Genomic DNA, 19,373 nt, shown 5'->3' with positions numbered 1-19,373 from the left:
TCAAAAGGAGAACAATTATTTTTTCCGAAAAAAATGGTGTTTTTTAATAACGCAAGTGTCAACAAATACCCACAGTGAAGAGTATCATTCACTCGCCGTTTAACTCACGATTTATCATGCAGACAACTTTCAAACAAGGCGCGTTCTGCCGCTAATGTCCAAGTACTTCCAGCACCTAATTGTTTTGCCACTGCTGGCAGTTTTTCAGCCAGTTCATCCAACCCTAATAATGGTAAATTTTCTAACTGGGGGAAGATTAAAATCTTACCTGGGTAACGGGCATCAATCATCGCTTGAATACCATCTTTGGCGACGTTCATTCCACCAATAGCCGCCACACAAATGGCGGGTGCAATATGCCCCTGCACCGTGTTATCCATAACAATCGTTTGATCATTAATCGTTAAACCTGATGTACCTGTGTATTGCGCATTGCTCAGATAAACAGAGCTAAAATCAACAGGCGCCAATGTTCCATTAGGGACACCCGCAAAAAGCACCAACATGCCATCAGATTTCATAAAACTGGCTGACTCAGCCATGATATCTGCATTAGGGACACAGACCACCACATCATCAGCACCTTGGTTATCGGTATTGGCTAGTACAAATTCAGGCAGGGATTCATCTCGTTTAAGCGGGTTAAAGGTTAACATCTGACAGTTATTTGCTTCTGTTAGCGGTATAAAGCGTGACTCTATTTCCGCAAGGCGCTGGTCATTAATATCTGTCACGATAACCAACCCAGGCCCTTTACGAGACTCGATGGCACGCTGCACATGCATTTGCCCCATAGGCCCACCAGCACCGACAAATACAGCAACACCGTCTTTGCGTAAATCACAGCGATTCCGAGCTTCACCATAGGAGTCAGCGATATCGTCACCCTGGTTACCCACAAAAGCGACATAATCGTAATGCAAACGTCCTACATCTGCCAGCACTAGCCCATCCAATGGTTTTTTACCCACCAGATTCATGGTTCCACGACGAGCAATGTATTTTGCGATTTCGCTCACTTGAGTGGCTGATTCGGGTGCAAGTAACACGGTGTCATCAAAACCAAGCCCACTGGTAAACTCATCCACTAATCTATTTAGGTTGTCAAAGCTCACATCATTACGGATTATCACCTGTTTACCTTGTTGTTCTGCCAGCAGACGAACAGATTCTGGTACATTGGTTAGAATAATGGTGGCAGGTGCAGCCAGACCTTTGGAAAAGCGATAATGACTATCGTCACCTTGCTGCCCGACAATCCACATCACACCGCCATCTTTGGGCTCAAGCCGACGCCGTTGGGTATACGCAGCCCACACACAGCCCCAGGGTTCAAGCAGTGCTGATTCTGCCAAACCCAGCTGCTTATCTACCTTAAGTAGACAGGAACCGGCATCTGTCTCTAACACTTCTGGCCCAATAAGATGGTACTGAGTTAACCCGCCTGGGACGGTATAACCATAAGCAGTACTTTTACCCTTTTGATAGATGTCTGGTTGTACAGCATAACGTTCACCCACCTTGAACTGGTCTTGTAAGGCTGCTCCAACTTTAACAATGGTCAACGTTGCTTCATGACCCAGCCGCGTTGGTTCTTTTTTTAAGTCCCGGTTGTAGAGTTTGGGGTGTTTTCCTCCTTGATTAATCAACTTTACATCCGAAAAACATAAACCCACAGCATCAACACGTACCAGTAACTGCCCATCATCTGGCTCTGGCACCTTAAAGGCTTCAGGCTGATCATTCTTACCAATGTTCTCCACACCTGCACCATATAAATTCCAGGCTTTTGTCGTTTCAGGAATGTTCTGAGCAAGGTTTAGGTACTTTTCATATTCTGTTGTCATGTCATATTGCGTAGTCATGGTTTAACCCTTGTTCTTTTAACATTAAGTTCGTCTGCAACCTGGTTTCATACCAAGTCATCATGATTCTGATAGAGCGCCATCACCGCATCAGAACTACCCAATTGCAGCGCCTTTTGGGCTTTCTGTTGCAACTTGGTATAGGAAACTGAGCGAATACTGTTTTTGATGGATGGCACACTGGCCGGGCTGACAGAGAGTTCATCGACACCAAGCCCCACCAGTAACATGGCCAGCGCAGGATCAGATGCCATATTGCCGCAAACACCAACCCACTTACCGTGCTTATGGGCAGCACAAGTCGTCATTTCAATCAACCGCAATAAAGCTGGATGATAACTATCCGCCTCATGGCACAGCTCTGGGTGCAAGCGGTCCATCGCTAAGGTGTACTGTGTTAAGTCATTGGAACCGATGGAAAAGAAGTCCACTTCCTGGGCTAACTGTTCAGCAATTAATGCTGCTGAAGGCACTTCAATCATCACCCCCAGTGGCAACACGGGAGCATTCAATTGACTGCGAACCTGTTCAGCTAAATCTCTTGCTTTTCGCCATTCAGACAACTTGGCAATCATCGGAAACAGAATATGCAAACTGCACTGTTGTGCGCTCTGCTGCTGCCATATTGCCGCCCGATAGATCGCTTCCAATTGACGGCAAAACATCGCTTCATGTTTAAACGACAGGCGAATGCCACGTACCCCCAGAAAGGGGTTATCTTCTGGCGCCATGCTCAACCAAGACACCGGCTTGTCACCACCAATGTCTGCCGTACGAACCACCAGTTGGCGATGTGCTAAGTCGGTAACAATGTTTTTTTGCACCGTAACTTGCTCATCCACACTAGGCTCTGACTCAGACGCCTCAAATAAAAACTCCGTACGAAGAAGACCAGCCCCTTCACCCCCTTGTGTGGTCACAGAGGCCGCTTCATCGGGTTGAGCAATATTGCCAACGACCTTTACTCGATGCCCATCTAAGGTTTGGGCTGGTTCGAATTTCTTCTCATTCTCTACAGCCCGAAGGTTTTGCCACTGCTGAATGAGTTCAACAGCACGTTGCTGCGTAGCATTATTGGGTGCAATGATTAATGCTGAGCCTTGAGGGTCAATAATGGCCCATTCTTTATTATTCGCTTGCTGACAAATACCATCGCCCAGCCCAACAATAGCGGGAATCCCTAAAGCTCGAGCAAGAATCGCCATATGGCTGTTTGGCCCCCCCAGCTCCGTAGCAATCCCTAAAATAGGCTGTCCATCGAGTGCCGCTATTTGTGACGGGGTTAAGTCACGCGCAAGTAATATGAAATCAGTAGTGGGGTACTGCACACTGACGGAGGTAGGTATCAGCTTTGCCACAACACGATCACAGACATCATGCAGATCCGCAATTCGCGCCTTGATCCGTTCATCGTCAACAGCAGCCAAGGTATTAACCTGTTTATTAATGGCTTGCTGCCAACTCCAGGCTGCACTTTTATGCTCAACAATGAGTTGATGGGCATCTTTCAGAATTAGCTCATCAGTCAGCAGCTGCTTTTGTGCTTTGAAAATAACCGCTTCCTGCGGTGAATGTTTTTGCAGCTTGTGTACCAACGCATCGAGCTCTTGCTTTGCTTGTTCACACGCCTGGTGAAGGCACTCTTTTTCAGCGTCAACAGTTCCGAAAGCATCTTGTTTTATAGCTACTGTTGTTTGTTGAGGAAGGGTAAACAATTCAGCCATGGCAATGCCGGGTGATGCCGCCGCACCTTGAAAGGTCAGCTGGCTTACAGCATCTTTAAGCGCAGGAAGTCCAGACAAGCCACGATAAGTGGCGGTTTGGTTATCTTCTTCGCAGTCCAACCCTGAGTTAATCATCTGGCACAGTTTTTCCACCGCTGCTTTGGCTTGTATACCTTGAGCTGACACGACCAGCGTGTCTCCACACTGTGCGCCCATTGCCAGCAACGCAGCCATGGACTTGGCATTGGCGACCTTATCACCATTGCGTATATGAATATCAGTATCAGCAAATACAGATGCCTGCTCAGACAGTAAGCTGGCAGGGCGAGCATGCATACCGGCTTCATCGATAACTTGAGCTTCAGCGTTAAGAGCAAAGTCTTTGAGTTTTTCTGTGCATTTCTCCGAGTGGCTATTTGTGCCTAAAGCACGTATCACATCATCTGTATCGAGGGTTGTTGCGAGAAGATCAGTCAGTTCAGCGTTCATGACCACAGTCGTCAGTTTTTGCAGCAAGCTAAGGTGCTCACTGCCATTTGCTGCAATTCCCACAATCAAACGCACAATTTCATTTTTATCATTCCAGATAATGCCTTTCGGCACCTGCACAATGACAACACCTGTCTTTTGCACAAGTGCTTTTGCTTCATTGACACCATGTGGAATAGCAACGCCATTTAGCAGATAGGTGCTGACTTTCTGCTCACGAGCAACCAAGGCATCATAATAATCATCACTGACCAAGCCTTGTTGTTGCATAACATTGGCTATTAACCGTAATGCCTCTTCTTTGCTGGTAAGTGTTTGATTTAGTAAGATCTGTTCGCGACCTACACGAAGCGTATGCTCTGAGGTTACTGTTTCCTCATGCTGTTGAGGGCACGCTTGTTGCTGGACCTCTGGTGTCCTTGTTCGGGTACCGACAAAGAAATTTTTTAAGAAGGACATGGTGATCCCTTTTCTTTCAGCAATTAATTCACTTATCCCATTCAGTCCGATACTTATATATTGGTGTAAGGATGCAGTACCCAGACTGAGTCAACACTGCATCCACACTTAACCTCTACACCAGTTTGGCTACCAGTTCGTCATAAAAGCTGGCGTCCATAAAGTTGCCAATACTGAGGTGCTGAGCATGAGGGAGCTTTGCTCGCGCACGGTCTGACAGTGCTTGCTGGGTAATGACAATGTCAGCATCTTCTAAGTCATTGATCGCTGAGTTTGTCACTTCGATATTCAAGCCTGCCTCCTGGATTTTGCCGCGTAACACGGTCGCTCCCATCGCAGATGAGCCCATGCCGGCATCACATGCAACGACGATAGTGCGTACTTGAGCAGCTGGCTCATTCTGCAAACCTTTAGCCTGCGTTTTATTCGCTTCTACTTCGGCTTTGGCTGCGTCTAAATCATCACACGCTGACGCATCGTGACGAATCAACACTGCTGCAATTAGAAAAGAAGTCGTTGCCGCTACGGCAATGGAACCTAAAGTCAGCAGTAAGCCAGTACCTTTAGTAGACATTAGAACTAAGGCGAAGACAGAGCCAGGGGAGGGTGGACCAACCAAAGCATTACCAGTCACCATATTAAAGGCAACACCTGCCATGCCACCGGCAATGACAGCAATCATGAGCCGAGGCTTCATCAGAATGTAAGGGAAGTAAATCTCGTGAATACCACCTAAAAAGTGGATAACAGTAGCACCATAGGCAGACTTTTGTGCCATGCCTTTACCTACAACCATATAAGCTAAAAGAATACCTAAACCAGGCCCTGGGTTAGTTTCAATTAAATAGAAAATGGAAGCACCCGTTTGTGCTGCTTGATCTGCACCTAGCGGTGTAAACACACCATGGTTAATTGCATTATTTAAAAAGAGAATTTTTGCGGGTTCTACGATGATGGAAACCAAAGGCAATAAAGACTGCTCAACAATCCAGCCAACCCCATTACCAAGCGCTTCAGTAACCACGGCTACCACAGGACCAATCACCACATAAGCGATCAGTGCAATCAACATAGCAATGATGCCCAGTGAAAAATTATTCACCAACATCTCAAAGCCAGGTTTGATTTTATGATGAATATATTTGTCAAACCTTGAGATAGCCAAACCACCCAGAGGTCCGACGATCATGGCACCTAAGAACATGGGGATTTCAGCGCCAACGATAACACCCATAGTAGACACTGCACCTGCAACGGCCCCACGGTCACCGCCGACCATTTTACCACCAGTGTAACCAATCAATAGTGGCAGCAAATAACGAATCATCGGGCTAACGAGTGCAGCCAGACTTTCATTGGGTAACCAACCTGTAGGAATAAACAGTGCGGTGATGAGTCCCCAGGCAATAAATGCCCCAATGTTTGGCATCACCATACCACTTAAAAAACGTCCAGTCGTTTGGACGACTACTTTCAGGCTATTGCCAGACATAACCATTCCCTCCAAATTACATTGTTATATTTAGATTGGATTCAAAAGCTTGATTTAAACTATCGAGAATGACTTGCTCATCATGAGTCGATAACCAAAGATCAATGATTTCTGGGCGACTAATTAACTGAGCAACGGATGAAAAAACATAAGACTGACTTTGTCTTAACTTTTTTAAATCATCCTGAGCTGGCGCGGATAGCAAAAAAATGAAACGCACATCTTCATCGTCGCCGTCCCATGTAAAGTCCTCTCCTCTAACACGGACAAAACATAAAACAGGTTCATTGATATGCTGACTGACCGTGTGTGGGATAGCTGTGTGCATACCAGCAAAGGTACTCACTACTTGTTCACGGTTCATTATGTCCAAGTAAAGCAAAGACGGATTATCCGTTTTCTTTAACAAAAACAGGTGTGCACACATTTTATGTACCGCGTCCGTTTTTGATTCAACATCCATATCGAGCAAAATTGTTTCTTTTGTGATTAGACTTTTTTTCATTGTTTTTACCTCTCACCACTCACCATCGAGTATACAAACTGCTCAAAATGCGTCAAAAGAGCTACTCGCCGTAAGTGTCATATAATTAAAAATAAGTATAAGCCGCTTTTTTTTGTGATTATCAGCTCAAACTAGATCATAAATAATCAATTCTTATTATAAAAACCCATTGAAACGATCAAGTAGTCATTTACAATCAAATTTAATCAAAAAATTATCCTAGGTACGCATCATGACTTCACGTGCACGACACCACAAAATTCTGGACTACTTGCAAGAGCACACCATTGTGACAGTAAAGCAACTTGTGGAAATATTGCAGTGCTCGCCAGCTACAGTACGTCGTGATATCACTGAATTGGATGCAGAAGGTAAATTGAAAAAAATTCGTAATGGGGCTGAAAAAATTCTATCGCCCAATGTTGCTGAGTCACCAGGAATGAAGGGGTTTTACCCCAACATCTCTGACTATAACAATTATCAAGAATGTGACCGAATTGCACATAAAGCTGTATCTATTTGCCAAGATAAAGACAATATCTTCATTGGTGAAGGCAAAACTACCTTTTTAATGGGCAAGTATGTACTTAACTCTCACATCCATGTTTATTCTAATTCCTTACCACTGATTACCTATTTAATTTCCCAAGACTATCCGCATCTTGTCGTATTGGGTGGGCAATACATCAAAAACCAAAATATGTTGGTATCTCCTGATACCCATGTGTCCTATCAGGGACGTTATATGTTTGTCAGTGGTGATGGTTTGACAGAAGCAGGGTTAACGAAATCTGCATTATTGGCATTTATGGAAGAAAAGAAAATGCTGCGCTATGCCGACAAAGTGATTGCTCTGGTTGATTCAGAAAAAATTGGCGTATTTGGCGGGATTTCTTTATTTAGTCTGGATGAACTTGATGTTGTCATTACAGGTACAGGCGCTGACCCAAATATTATAGCCATGTTGGAAGATAAAAACGTACAGGTACACTTAGTTTAAGATGATGCTATGCCCAAAATATAGTCTTTTTGACAAGACAATGAAGTGAACGGTAATTTAATTTACTTTTTCATTCTCTTTTTTTTAGTCTTTTTTATTTAATTGAAGAACCTTGTTTCAAGTAATAAGTGCCAGCTTATAATCTTGAAAAGCTTCATCTGACTTTAAAAGAGAGAGGGTTTTATTATGGTCACTCATTTGCGTTTGAGCCAAACTAGCTCGTCCCATAAAAACAAAAAAATGAAAGGCTATAACGTATACAGGCCCAGTAAAAACTGAGCCTGTATCTATCTGTTTATACTACAGGTTAAAACGTTGGCCAATAATGATTCTCTTCACACGGTTTTACTGAGAAGTTTTCCTGGTTTTGCCATGTTTGATCATTAATAAGCACTTTCATATTGAAAGCTGACGTTTGTTGAGGAAGTGTTAGACGCCATACATTACCCTCTGACCAGCGAGCAGAAGCCCCTTCATCCCAACTGAGCAATTCTGCATCCCCGCGAATTGCCACAGTGTTACCCCAACCCGCATCATAATGTACATTAACTGTCGTTATGCACCCCTGATAGCGGTTTGCCACGATGTCTGGTGTATCAACAATACGTTGCTCTTTTTTAGACTTTAACAGTTTTATATATTCAGCATGTGACCAGGCCAGCGGCGTTGCACCACCCGTACCTTCGCCGAATTGATAAGGCCCTTCCGCTTTATCCCATACTTGCTCAGGTAACATATTGCCTTCATTAGCAAACTTTTCCATGGCCTTAATATAGTGGTCAACATTTTTATGTTGAGCAATATCTAAGTGTGCTCTTTCTCCTGTTAAGAATGGCCATAAACGTCCAATGCCATCACCCGCGTCGGCAACAAAGTCGCTACCGTCATATTTCTCGCCGTAACGGTCATGATTATACCGGTAAAAGCCAGGTCCATTCGGGGTCTCCACTTTTAAAGACTGCTCATAGCTCTTTACAGTATTAGTGATAGATGGGTCTGTGGGACTCTTAATACCAAAGCGAACAAGCTCTAAAAAGCCACCATCCATCACATTACGCTCTAAATGCTGACCACCACCATTACCAATATACAAGACACTATTATCTTCTGGATTATAATCAGTATGACAATAGCTTGCTCCTTCAATACGTTGGTAGTAAAGCCCTTCGCCTAATGCACCTTGGTGTGTAAACGTCCAGTCTGCAACTCCATCAGCCCACAGGTCTGCGTTTAACCGGTAATAGCGAGCGGCTTCTTTGTCACCCTGATTTTCTGCAAAGTCAGCCGCTGTAATTAATCCAGCAATGGCGGCAGAAAGTGTTGAGGGTGAAATACCATGGTTTTCTTCCCATCGTTCCTGATGTGTCCAGGGGCCTACTTTTGCAACAAAGTCAGCAGCAGGTTTTACAAATGACGCATAATAGTCTGCAGGATTGATAATACCTGCCCTCCATAAGCGCCACGCGAGCACAATGGGCATGGCCGTTTCATCAAGTTGCATTCCTGGCCAGTGGGTTTGTCCAGAAAGCCAAAAGTTCTGAGGGAAAGAACCTTCCTTACTGACAGTGTTACCGCACAACTGCCAATTACCGTCATCCGCAGCGAGTTGAACCTCTTTTAAGTAGCTTAAAGCCGCTTGTGCTGTATTTTGGTCTCCTGCTGCAAGAAATGCAGTTGCCACTTGATATAAGTCCCGAGGCCAGACAACATGATAGCCAATAGGGCCGTCTTTGTAGCCATCGGGTCTTGATCCCAACAGGATTCCCCGCTCATCATCACTGTCTTTATCAAACTGGCTTTGTCCCCAAGGTATACTCAAAGAAGCAATCATTGCACCTTTATTCTCTTTATCCTCATGGGCTTTAAGTACCATGGCTGATGCATAATAGAGTGCACCACTATCAAACGACTCCTGACTTAAGTCTTCCAAACCATTACAGTAATTATTCCATTCTCCGTTGTACGTTGATAGCACAGCATTGAAAGATTTTTTGGCGCTATTTGCTGCAATTTGTTGAGCATTGTTTTTATCTTCTGCAAACCCAATGGCGACAGTAAAAGTATATTCTCCAGCTTTGGCGGGTAGATCCAGTTGTCCCGTCAGGGCCACATTACCATTCTTGGCATATTGATAGGCCCAATCCATTTTAAAATTGTCATTTAAATCCTGCCAACCATCACTTTGACCCACAAAGCCTGCTGACGTTTGTTTAAATGGTACACTTGCTGTCAACGCCTGATATTGAGCAACTTGGTTACTTCCACTACCATATTTTGCTCGATCATCCCAGGCATATAATGTGTCTTTAGTTGCCTCGCCATAATCATATAGGCCTGTATTACTTACTGCAGGGTTAAGCAATAAAAATAAACCTAAATTATCTTCATAAGCTTTGAATGTAACGTTTAATAGTAGGGCATTAGTTTGCGGGTCAGTAATTATTTTCTTATGAATTTCATATTTTTTTTCTTTATCGATATTAACTTGCTCAAAAGCCAGGGACATCTTATCTAAAGTGTGTATGGTATGCTCAGTATGTTTTTTTTCTTCATCAAAAAAGCTTTTACCATCACTTACCATAAACTGTAAGTCAGTAATTTGTGCCATATCGATTTGTGGCCAATACACTTCTGAAACAACACCATCAACTAAGCTGAACCAAACTTTAGATACTTTATTATTGGCTGTACCTATTCCCGTTTTGCTGGCTGAAGTCCACTGATGATCAGCACCAGGTGCTCCGGGTGCTTCTCCAGTATTGCTCCAAGCCAAGCTGGAAGTCACACCAGCAATAAACAATGTGAGCGCCTTTTGCTTAAGACTCACCATAGTTAATCTCCTCTTACACTGTCATCTTTATTTTTATATAAAATAGTTTTTGAGATATACCCTTTACGAATCATTTTTAGGGTTTGTTGTCAGCGTTCTTGAACACCAAGGATGGTGTGAATGCAGTTTATGCAGGAGCATTTAACTGCCACCCCAGTCACTGGGTATATATTGTTGTTATAAAATTTATTTTTTAAGAAATAATTTGCTAGAGATTATTTTTATGCCATCTCATTTACTATTATTATAAATAATGCCTAGCTACTCGCTCACTGAATACTGAGCAAAAAAAAGAAAGTACTTAAAAGTCAATATAATTAATTCAGAAAAGAAATAGTTGTAGCGTATTAAGGTGGTACATCGCTTGTTAACTTCATACTTTTAACTTCTTTTATTATTTAGAAAGTAGCCATCAAAACGGATTATATATCCTCTACTTGTTTGGTTGTTGATGCAAGTCACTTATGCCACAGTTGCAAATCGATCATTCTGTATCATTTATAACCACCCCTGATACAAAGCGATTTGTAGCTAAAACAATCAAATTACTTGATTACCCCTTAAATAGGTAATATTTGACCAAGTACTGTTAGCATAATTGCTTTATATACACTAGGTAGGCTGACTTTGCACTCTATATGCCTAAGCGCTAATTTATATTATCAATAGAAACTAATTATGCAATCAGAAAGTGATATACGGAAACTATCTGATAAAATAACTATTATCATGCAGCAATAAGCGAATTAGCGAATGACATCTAATCAACACTGGCAAGACATACTATGGGGAGGGCATACAGGCTGGAGTATAGCAGAAACTTTAAACTGGTTACTTACGACAGGAAGAACCCTCACAGACCCTGCTGTTTTTTTGAAGGAACTGGGTGACAAGCTAATAAAAGCACATGCTAAGGTCGCTCGAATTCGTATTACACTTGATACCATTGACCCGGAAATAAGAGCAAGTGTGTATACCTGGTGGTGGGACCGAGAGGAAATTGATGTATTTACACCCCCTCATGGTATAGAAAATACACCTTCTTATAAAGGAAGCCCAATAGAAGAAGTTCGTAACAACTGTCGTATCGTGCGCTATAGACTCACAGATGGCTTACCTGAAGACGCCCATATTGTTTTACAAGAGCTTTATAGTCAAGGAATCACTGATTATGTGGTCTTTCCTATCCAGTTTACGGATAATACCATCAGCACCTTTATTATTGCCAGTGATGACCCCAAAGGGTTATCAAAAAGTGATTTAAATAAATGGAAAGCCCTCCTTTTGTATTTATTACCTGTACTTGAGGTATTTTCAGCTCGCAATACGATTCGGTCTTTATTAAATACCTATGTAGGTCCCAATACTGGACAAAAAATCCTCAAAGGTATTATAAAGCGTGGAGATTCAGAGTTAATTGAATGTGCCCTTTGGTATAGTGACTTACGTAACTTTACCGTTTTAACGGAATCTCTTTCAACTGAAACCATGTTGCAGCTCTTAAATGCTTATTTTGAAGTTGTCACCAATGCAGTGACACAACGTGGTGGAGAAGTATTGCGTTTTATTGGGGATGCGATGCTCATCATTTTTACAGCAGATGAACTAGGCTCTGTAAAACAAGCCTGCCAAGCAGCACTACAAGCAGCCATTGATGCTAATACTCAACTACAAATACTCAATAAAGAATTAGCCACTAAAAATATGCCTCAACTTTCATTTGGTATTGGCCTCAATGAAGGGAAGGTGATATACGGTAATGTGGGCTCATTATCTCGATTAGACTTTACTGTGATGGGACCTGCCGTTAACCGTACTGCACGACTTGAAGAATTAACGAAAAAGCTCAGTGTAGACTTATTATTGACGGAAGAGTTTGCACACTATATTTCTGAGCCTACTCACTACTTAGGGAGTTTTACTGTGCGTGGCGTACCAGAGCCACTGCAAGTACATACACTTCAACAATGTACTCAAAATAAGTAATGCGCTTATTCGTTGAATCCTCGAAATAAAAAAAGCGCCGTACGGCGCTTTTTTTTATGAAGGCAGAAACACTGTTAGTTACCAATTACATTGAACGTAGGTTCAAAAAGAGCAACTTCTGTGAAATTATGGTTTTGATAATTACTTGCCATATCATAAACACCCATTTCAGCAACCCCCCAAATACCAGGTACAGAGCCCGCTGGCAGGTGGATTTTCTTAGTATAGACTCTTTGTTCGCTAGGATTGCCTTTAAAGAATAAACGACCATCATTATTAGGTTGGTGAATAAAATTGTGAATCACACCTTGTGGATCCCGCAGTTTAATTCTGGCATGTTTAAATCCAGAAATATTATCACTCACTTTATAACGAATAGTTACGATCGTTTCACCATTAGGGTTATTAGGTGATACAGGTTCAGCACTCACATTAATTTGATTTAAGTCTAACACGGGTGCCAAAGTATCTGGGTTAGTTGAGTTAAGGGTAACAGTAGGTGAAGCTTCTTTCTCAAAGAAATCAAACTTGCCTTCATTAAGCGCTTTATCCTTCATTCTAACTTGATGAATGCTATAGGAACCAGAAGCCATATAGTTTGGCATGAGATAGACCAGTTTACAGGTACTGGTATTTACATTGAAATCACCGTATTTATAAATAGAGTACAATTTCGCTGACTCATGCACCATCGAACCATAACAAGGGTAATTTTCTGCCATACCCACTTTTTCAATCACTTGCCACTCAGCCACTACTTTATTAACCGGCTCTGCAAAAGACTGGGTATCTTGAGAAACATTAAGTTTTAGACTGTTAGGAACATAGGCAGGAGGTGTCGTATCTGAGTTATCATTACCAATAAACAGCTTCCAACCAAAGTCATCGATACCGCTGAATCGCTCATTGCCATTCACATCATTCAATGCAATTTGATCAGGACGCCAGTAACCACTGGGAGCATTCTTATCAATGGTAAAACTACCCGTTAATACCGTACCTACACTAACGTTTGCACCTGTTTGATCAACAGGGGTTAACCAAAAGTCTTTATAAGTGCCTATCGGGCTAAATACACGTACAGAAGTACGCGTAGCACCTTCTAACTGACTATCTTTAGCATGTAATTTGATGGTGACATTCACTTTTTTATCACCATTGTTTTCATTGACTACCCCAATTTCAACATTCTTGATCTTACCTGGGTAGATATAGTCTGGATACAGATTGAGTACTTCAAATGTTTTATCTTGATCAATAATAGATACGTACTGGCTGCCTTTCATAATGCGCTTTTGGATAAAGTCGAATTTACTAGGCGATCTAGAACGTAGCTTATCAGGGTTGATAATATAGTATGCTATTGACTCCGCCATATCTTCGTTGGGGTTTTTAGCATGGGCATACGCTGAAACAAACTCTGTTTGTTTTGTGGTACTCCAACCATCACTATCATTAGGGTTTAAATACCAGCCACCCACTGCAGCCCAATCATCACGGGTCTGTTCATTTAACACTTTCCCATAAATAAAGTGAGATTTTTCATGCACGATTAAACGATGAATATAGTCATCAGATTGCTGCCGAAAAGCACTTTCCATAAACTCAATATAACCATTATTACCAGCATCTTTGCTAGTGCGCCATGCCACAGCCGGTGCCGTAGGGTAGAGTGGATGCTCCAAACCATTTTTACGTCTTACTAAATGGGCAAGGCCTTCTATTTTATGCATACCCGTTGGCATGTCTTCAAAGATATTAATGAGTTTAACTTTTTCTTTGGGTAAAAATGCCTGGAAATAATTTTCCGTTTCGTTGGTTGTACCCGCAGTTAACTGACTAATATCGGCTTTAAAGCTTACGCCATAACGCTCATTCACTATTTTTTCGACACGGTCACTGTTATTACCATAGTCCGTAACAAAGTTAACGAGCGCATGGTGTAAACGCTTTGAAAAGAACCGACCTTTAACGCCATCAATTTCAGCTAATCGAGGCGCTGCATTGGTAAATGCTTTTTTGTTAATACGAACTTTTTGAACCTTGCCTTTAGAGGTTATTTCAATATCATCTGTAAGTTCTTCAGATGTAATTTCCCAAACAGACTGACCTAAATTTTGTTCACCATAAGAGTTTCTTTTTTGCTGCGGAATCATTCTCATGGTACTTAGCAAGCGGTTAGCATGCTCCAGTGACCAAACTTTATCGTTAGAATCAACTAACACAATGTTGTAGTCATGCAATAAGGCATCTGATGCCGAGTTATCGACAACCTCTATCGTTTGATTTAAAAATTTAACGGTACGTTTTTTATTAATGTGTGTTTGATACTCTGATTTGTCGTACTCTTCAGTATCTTCCCACTGGAAATGGTATGAATATTGGTCAGTGGTGGCTTTCTCGAAGTTAAAGGTCACGTCATCAGAAGTGACCTTTCGCTGGTGGTTTTGCAAAACATACCCAGATGCGTAAGCTTCAATAGTCGCGTTACCTACGTATTGTTCAAAACAAAATTGACCGTTACCTTGTATCGACCGCGTTTGAAGTTCGGATTCAGATGATAGAGTAACTTTTACTGTCGTATCTGAGTCGATCCCCATAACAGAACCAGAAACCTGGCATTTATTCGCTGTACTGACTGGGCTATTTGAATCAGTTGAAGTCGATGCTTGCTCATCCAGATCAAAGTTCAACTGAACAACCGCCTTATTTGAGTATGCTTTCCCATCAGTAACACGATAGTAAAACTCATCATAATCAACGGTTGAAGTAGGTGTGTAAACAAATGTGCCAGATTTTTGATCCATTTTAATCTGGCCAAATTTAGGCTGAACAACAACTTCATACGTTAAAGCATCTCTATCCTGATCTTGTGCCCAAACCCAACTGTTATGGCTACCTGATTTAGTGATTGTTTCACTGTGACCTTGTGTAATGGGGGCTTGGTTGGCAGCCCAAACGGCTGTAGCGACTTGACTTAAACCAAATACCAAAGTAATTGGCAGTATTTTTTTAGTCATAGCCTGATTACCTTTCCTTATAGTGTGTCATTGGAAAATGCACAGCATATGTAGTACTTATTTACCAATAAAAAATTTAAATTTGTTGCTTGATTGATACTTATTGGCTGTCACTCTATATATCTACATATACGCTTATTGAAGTGTTAGGGATATTCCTGCCGCAAAAAAATTATTGCTTTGCAAAGAGCATATTTTCGCAACGAAGGATATAGGTGCGATTGAAATACCTTGTGCTCAGAAAAATAATTCAAATAAAAATAGAAAACACATTATTTAATCGCGGGGCAATAATATCAGGTTGGTCACTTTAAAGTTCAACTGAGCTTAGCTTTTTGTGATCCAGTAGACATACTTAAATTGTCGTGAATATATCTTTAAGAAATAGGGTGGCTGAATTTTAAACAGCCTAACCTCCCACCCAACAGATCTACCATAATCTTACTAACGTCCTACACTCATTAATGTGAAAACTAACATTTAACACCATAAACCAAACAGGTCATTACTATTATTAACATTTTTTACTAACAATAAAAAATTAACAAAATAATAAAAATTATATAAAAATAAGAAAGTATTATTATAAGTGTAATAAATTCGCCCAGTATGTATCCCCCCATTGATGACCTCCCGAAATAGACATAACCTCCGCTAATAACAAGCAACTACCCACAGTTATCTATCCAATCCCCTTATTTCTCTAAATATAGGCTCACTATATGAGATACGTTTATCCTGCATTAACGGCAATAAAAAGAATAATGATCGGTATGTCAGGGTTTTGCATCGCTAATGCATGCTACGCAGAAACATGGTTATATTTTACTAATAACACTGACTACACTGTTAGTGTGGATACCAAAAACACGATTGGTAACTTAAGTCGTGATTATTGGACGAATAATCCAGGCCAAATCCCAGCCAGAAATGGTGATGATAAAAAGATTGAACAACAACCTATAGCTAAATTTAACCGTAATGAAGGACTTGGATATAATAATTTATTTGAGTTTGTCTCAATATTAACCATTATGTCGCAAAAAGTGACACTAACAACTCAAATTATCAGTGCACCTTGTAATAAGTTTCTGGATATATGCACAGGCCAGGGAAGTACGATAAAAACAAAAATACAAGGTCCAGGTTATAGTGGGACTAAAAAATTCACAGATGATTATAAACCTAAAACATTCACTTTTACTTTGAACAATGGACAAACGATTCAAGCACAGTATCGTCAATATAATTCAGGTACGGGGGATGATCAGATATATCTAATACTAAACCAAGATCATCCAAATAATTATACCATTTCAGCAGATGCGAACAGAGAGAATGTTATTGACGTTATTAGTTACAATACATGGATGCCAAGAGGGATGGCCAATAAAGCGAGTTATCGTAAAAATGAAATTCCTTTTCACTTAAAACCATTCGATATTATTGTTTTAGAAGAAGTATTCAATGACGAATACCGCAATGATATGCGAGCAGCTTTACATAAAACCCACCCTTATTGGACGGGGCCTCTTAATCTACCTCAAAACCAAACTTTTCAAGACGATGGTGGTGTGGTTATTTTAAGCAAATGGCCTATCGCAACAGATACCAATGATAAGGAAATCAAGGATTCAAAAACATATACACATTGCCCATGCGATTTTAATAAAGAGCACAAAGGCGCTTGGTACGTCAAGGTCTTGAAGCATGGCACACCTTATCATATTTTTGGTACTCACCCTGTATGGAATAAAGCACAAACAGCCGATATTAAGACAATGGCGCAAATCGCAGAACTAGGGAAATTTATAGCTAAACAAAATATCCCTAGTAATGAAGCTGTACTCATAGCAGGGGATATGAATGTTTTTCAGCATAAAGCAATCTACGCCCAAATGTTGGCATCACTCAATGCTGAAAGTCCATCTTACCTATCAGATGCTGTATTAGTAAACAGTCATGATGAAACAAGAAACAGTGATGCAGATGGTGGCACAGGCACCCTTGATTATGTACTTTATTCCAAGGTTCATAAGCAACCAGTATCAAGCTATGTAAAAGTCATCCCCTTTATGAGTCCTCAAATTAATGATAACAACGGTAAGGGTGGATACCTTTTAAGTCAGTATTTGTCTGATCATTTTGCTAAACATGGCCACTTTGAATTTGCCACTAATAGCAGCAACCCTAATTACCTAGAGATCAAGTCATTCGATGATTATAACTATACCTTCAGCTATAACGGTGGAGAGCCCTATACAAAGCTTGTAGTCTATCGTGAAAATGAAACGCTTGCTCAAGACTCTGCTTATACTTGGGGGTATACCACAAATTATCGTGGGCAATTAAACCTAACCATTGCCGAAAACGGCCGTTATAAAGCCTATCTACTTGATAATGACCATAATAAAATTGCAGGCCCGGTTTATTTCAACAAAAACTAGCGCTCAAAATAATTCATCACTTAAAAGACGCCATTCACCTAATATTTTACTAAGCTCCGTTTAAAATGAGTTAACTCAATCTATAGACACCATCAATAGATGGTGTCTTATTCGCACCTTTGCCATTTTGCCCCTATCACAGTTAGCTCCCAATCATTGACCACCTCTTGCTGCTTTCTTTAAATCCAACAGTTGCAGTCACATTATAAAGGACGCTGCTTGGCATTAAATTACCTCAATCTAATACTACGTAAGATTTTCTGCTTTTAACTCACAGTGAGCTATAGGGCTTTCAAATAGGTATTGGAGAGTATTAATCTACTTCAACTACAAAAAATAGCCGATAACTTCAGTTATCGGCTATTTTTTTGTCTTCATAATAATATAATACTATATTTGATAATACGTATTACTATTTATCAAATATAGTATTATAATTATTAACAACCAAGGCTGATTAATATTTAATCAAACAAGGCTACACTTAACTAAAAACAAACACTTATTGAGAACACGAAGCGCTATGGCAAGCTCAGTTACACGTGATGCGGTATTTGCCGCTTGTAAGAAGTTGTTTGAAGAAACAGGCCATGTAAAACAAGCTGATGTACAGGCCATGACGGGGGGATCATTCACCAAGCTTGGACCTTGGATACAAGAGTGGAAGGTACTCAACGCCAGGCTTAATGGTCTTGAATACTTAGATCATGAGCTCTTGGCAGGTTTAAATGAATGGTGTCTACAGCTTAAAGAAAAGTTTCAATCTGAAGCAGCAAAACGTAATGAAGACTTGAGAGCAGAACTCGCAGAGGAAAAAGAAAAACAGGCAAAGTTTCAGCAAGATAAAGATAAACAGCGTGACGAGTTAGCAAGTATGCATGCCAAGCTGGCAGAGTTAAGAGATACCGTATCAGAGCGTGAACGTCATATAGACCGTAAACGAACAGAGCTAAGCCAGCTAAAAACAGAACGCTTGGAGTTTAAACAGCGCTATGAGACTGAACTCCAAACAAACCAGCATCTAAAAAATACCATTGAGCAACTGCAACGCAAAGTTGAAGATGAACGACATGCAGCCAATAAACGGCTTCACGAGGAAATGAAACGTATCAGTGATCTTTATGAAGCAAATGAAAATAAGCTATATCAACAACTGGACGAAACCCGTCGTTCATTACGAGAACAAGAAAAACGTAGCGCCCAGGAAAATGACAAGCTTAGACAGGAAGCCGCTGACCTAAGCAAACAAAAAAATGAACTAAACAGCCAGCTTGTTCGCACTCAAGCTGATTTGGCCATTATTCAAGAGCGCCTTCAGGAAAAAGAAAAGTCCCTGGATGCACTGAATGAACAGCATCAACAAACCTTACAAGCATTACAACAAGAAAAAGAACGACGTCAGGAAATGCATGTTCAACTAGGCCAACTTAAAGGCCAGTTCTCTGTTATTCAAGAGCGCCATGACCAGCTTGAACACCAACTGCGAGAGTTACGCCATATTGAGGCTGAACTCAAACTTTTGCGCCGTCACCAGCAAGATGACTCCACAGATTAAA

At 41.1% G+C, this 19,373-nt stretch carries 10 protein-coding genes; 4 read left to right on the top strand and 6 right to left on the bottom strand.

Annotation, left to right across the window (positions count from 1 at the left end; genetic code table 11):
* Nucleotides 1-104 precede the first annotated feature (104 nt).
* From KCG35_RS06830 to KCG35_RS06815, 4 genes are all read right to left on the bottom strand, one after another.
* Complete coding sequence (locus tag KCG35_RS06830; RefSeq protein ID WP_215818932.1) at nt 105-1,865, bottom strand: alcohol dehydrogenase catalytic domain-containing protein; 1,761 nt, start codon at nt 1,863-1,865, stop codon at nt 105-107.
* 47 nt (nt 1,866-1,912) lie between these two features.
* A complete protein-coding gene (gene ptsP / locus KCG35_RS06825) occupies nt 1,913-4,537 on the bottom strand; it encodes a phosphoenolpyruvate--protein phosphotransferase (RefSeq protein WP_215818931.1) in 2,625 nt (874 codons plus the stop codon).
* Between the two features lie 115 nt (nt 4,538-4,652).
* Nucleotides 4,653-6,029 (bottom strand): PTS mannitol transporter subunit IIBC, encoded by a 1,377-nt coding sequence (locus KCG35_RS06820; RefSeq protein WP_255561874.1) that lies wholly within the window; start codon nt 6,027-6,029, stop codon nt 4,653-4,655.
* Nucleotides 6,030-6,045: 16 nt separating this feature from the next.
* Nucleotides 6,046-6,534, bottom strand: coding sequence for a PTS sugar transporter subunit IIA (locus KCG35_RS06815; RefSeq protein ID WP_215818929.1), 489 nt, complete (start codon nt 6,532-6,534; stop codon nt 6,046-6,048).
* 232 nt (nt 6,535-6,766) lie between these two features.
* Here KCG35_RS06815 and ulaR point away from each other — a divergent pair, with 232 nt between their 5' ends.
* Nucleotides 6,767-7,534, top strand: a complete 768-nt coding sequence (gene ulaR, locus KCG35_RS06810) for an HTH-type transcriptional regulator UlaR (RefSeq protein ID WP_215818928.1) — start codon at nt 6,767-6,769, stop codon at nt 7,532-7,534.
* Nucleotides 7,535-7,841: 307 nt separating this feature from the next.
* Here ulaR and KCG35_RS06805 read toward each other — a convergent pair whose 3' ends face one another.
* Nucleotides 7,842-10,364 (bottom strand): glycoside hydrolase family 15 protein, encoded by a 2,523-nt coding sequence (locus KCG35_RS06805; protein ID WP_215818927.1) that lies wholly within the window; start codon nt 10,362-10,364, stop codon nt 7,842-7,844.
* A gap of 753 nt (nt 10,365-11,117) precedes the next feature.
* Between KCG35_RS06805 and KCG35_RS06800 the strand changes: the two genes are divergently transcribed.
* Nucleotides 11,118-12,350: an adenylate/guanylate cyclase domain-containing protein gene (locus KCG35_RS06800; RefSeq protein WP_215818926.1), complete on the top strand. Its 1,233-nt coding sequence runs from the start codon at nt 11,118-11,120 to the stop codon at nt 12,348-12,350.
* A gap of 74 nt (nt 12,351-12,424) precedes the next feature.
* Here the strand turns inward: KCG35_RS06800 and KCG35_RS06795 are convergent, their stop codons facing one another.
* Nucleotides 12,425-15,370 carry an Ig-like domain-containing protein gene (locus tag KCG35_RS06795; RefSeq protein ID WP_215818925.1) on the bottom strand — a complete coding sequence of 982 codons (2,946 nt, stop codon included), beginning with the start codon at nt 15,368-15,370 and terminating at the stop codon, nt 12,425-12,427.
* Nucleotides 15,371-16,092: 722 nt separating this feature from the next.
* Between KCG35_RS06795 and KCG35_RS06790 the strand changes: the two genes are divergently transcribed.
* The gene (locus tag KCG35_RS06790; RefSeq protein WP_215818924.1) at nt 16,093-17,817 is read left to right on the top strand and encodes a sphingomyelin phosphodiesterase; all 1,725 of its coding nucleotides are present in this window, start codon (nt 16,093-16,095) and stop codon (nt 17,815-17,817) included.
* Nucleotides 17,818-18,340: 523 nt separating this feature from the next.
* On the top strand, nt 18,341-19,372 hold the full coding sequence (locus tag KCG35_RS06785; protein ID WP_215818923.1) for a coiled-coil domain-containing protein: 1,032 nt from the start codon (nt 18,341-18,343) through the stop codon (nt 19,370-19,372).
* The last annotated feature ends 1 nt before the right edge of the window (nt 19,373 follow it).

The sequence above is a fragment of the Zooshikella harenae genome, from assembly GCF_018837975.1.
Lineage (GTDB): Bacteria > Pseudomonadota > Gammaproteobacteria > Pseudomonadales > Zooshikellaceae > Zooshikella > Zooshikella harenae.
Note: the sequence above shows the minus strand (reverse complement) of the source record. Positions and strands in the feature narration are given on the sequence as shown.

Coding starts and splice junctions, on each gene's coding strand:
- KCG35_RS06830 (WP_215818932.1), bottom strand. CDS start 1,865: ATGACTACGCAATATGACATGACAACAGAATATGAAAAGTACCTAAAC.
- ptsP (WP_215818931.1), bottom strand. CDS start 4,537: ATGTCCTTCTTAAAAAATTTCTTTGTCGGTACCCGAACAAGGACACCA.
- KCG35_RS06820 (WP_255561874.1), bottom strand. CDS start 6,029: ATGTCTGGCAATAGCCTGAAAGTAGTCGTCCAAACGACTGGACGTTTT.
- KCG35_RS06815 (WP_215818929.1), bottom strand. CDS start 6,534: ATGAAAAAAAGTCTAATCACAAAAGAAACAATTTTGCTCGATATGGAT.
- ulaR (WP_215818928.1), top strand. CDS start 6,767: ATGACTTCACGTGCACGACACCACAAAATTCTGGACTACTTGCAAGAG.
- KCG35_RS06805 (WP_215818927.1), bottom strand. CDS start 10,364: ATGGTGAGTCTTAAGCAAAAGGCGCTCACATTGTTTATTGCTGGTGTG.
- KCG35_RS06800 (WP_215818926.1), top strand. CDS start 11,118: ATGACATCTAATCAACACTGGCAAGACATACTATGGGGAGGGCATACA.
- KCG35_RS06795 (WP_215818925.1), bottom strand. CDS start 15,370: ATGACTAAAAAAATACTGCCAATTACTTTGGTATTTGGTTTAAGTCAA.
- KCG35_RS06790 (WP_215818924.1), top strand. CDS start 16,093: ATGAGATACGTTTATCCTGCATTAACGGCAATAAAAAGAATAATGATC.
- KCG35_RS06785 (WP_215818923.1), top strand. CDS start 18,341: ATGGCAAGCTCAGTTACACGTGATGCGGTATTTGCCGCTTGTAAGAAG.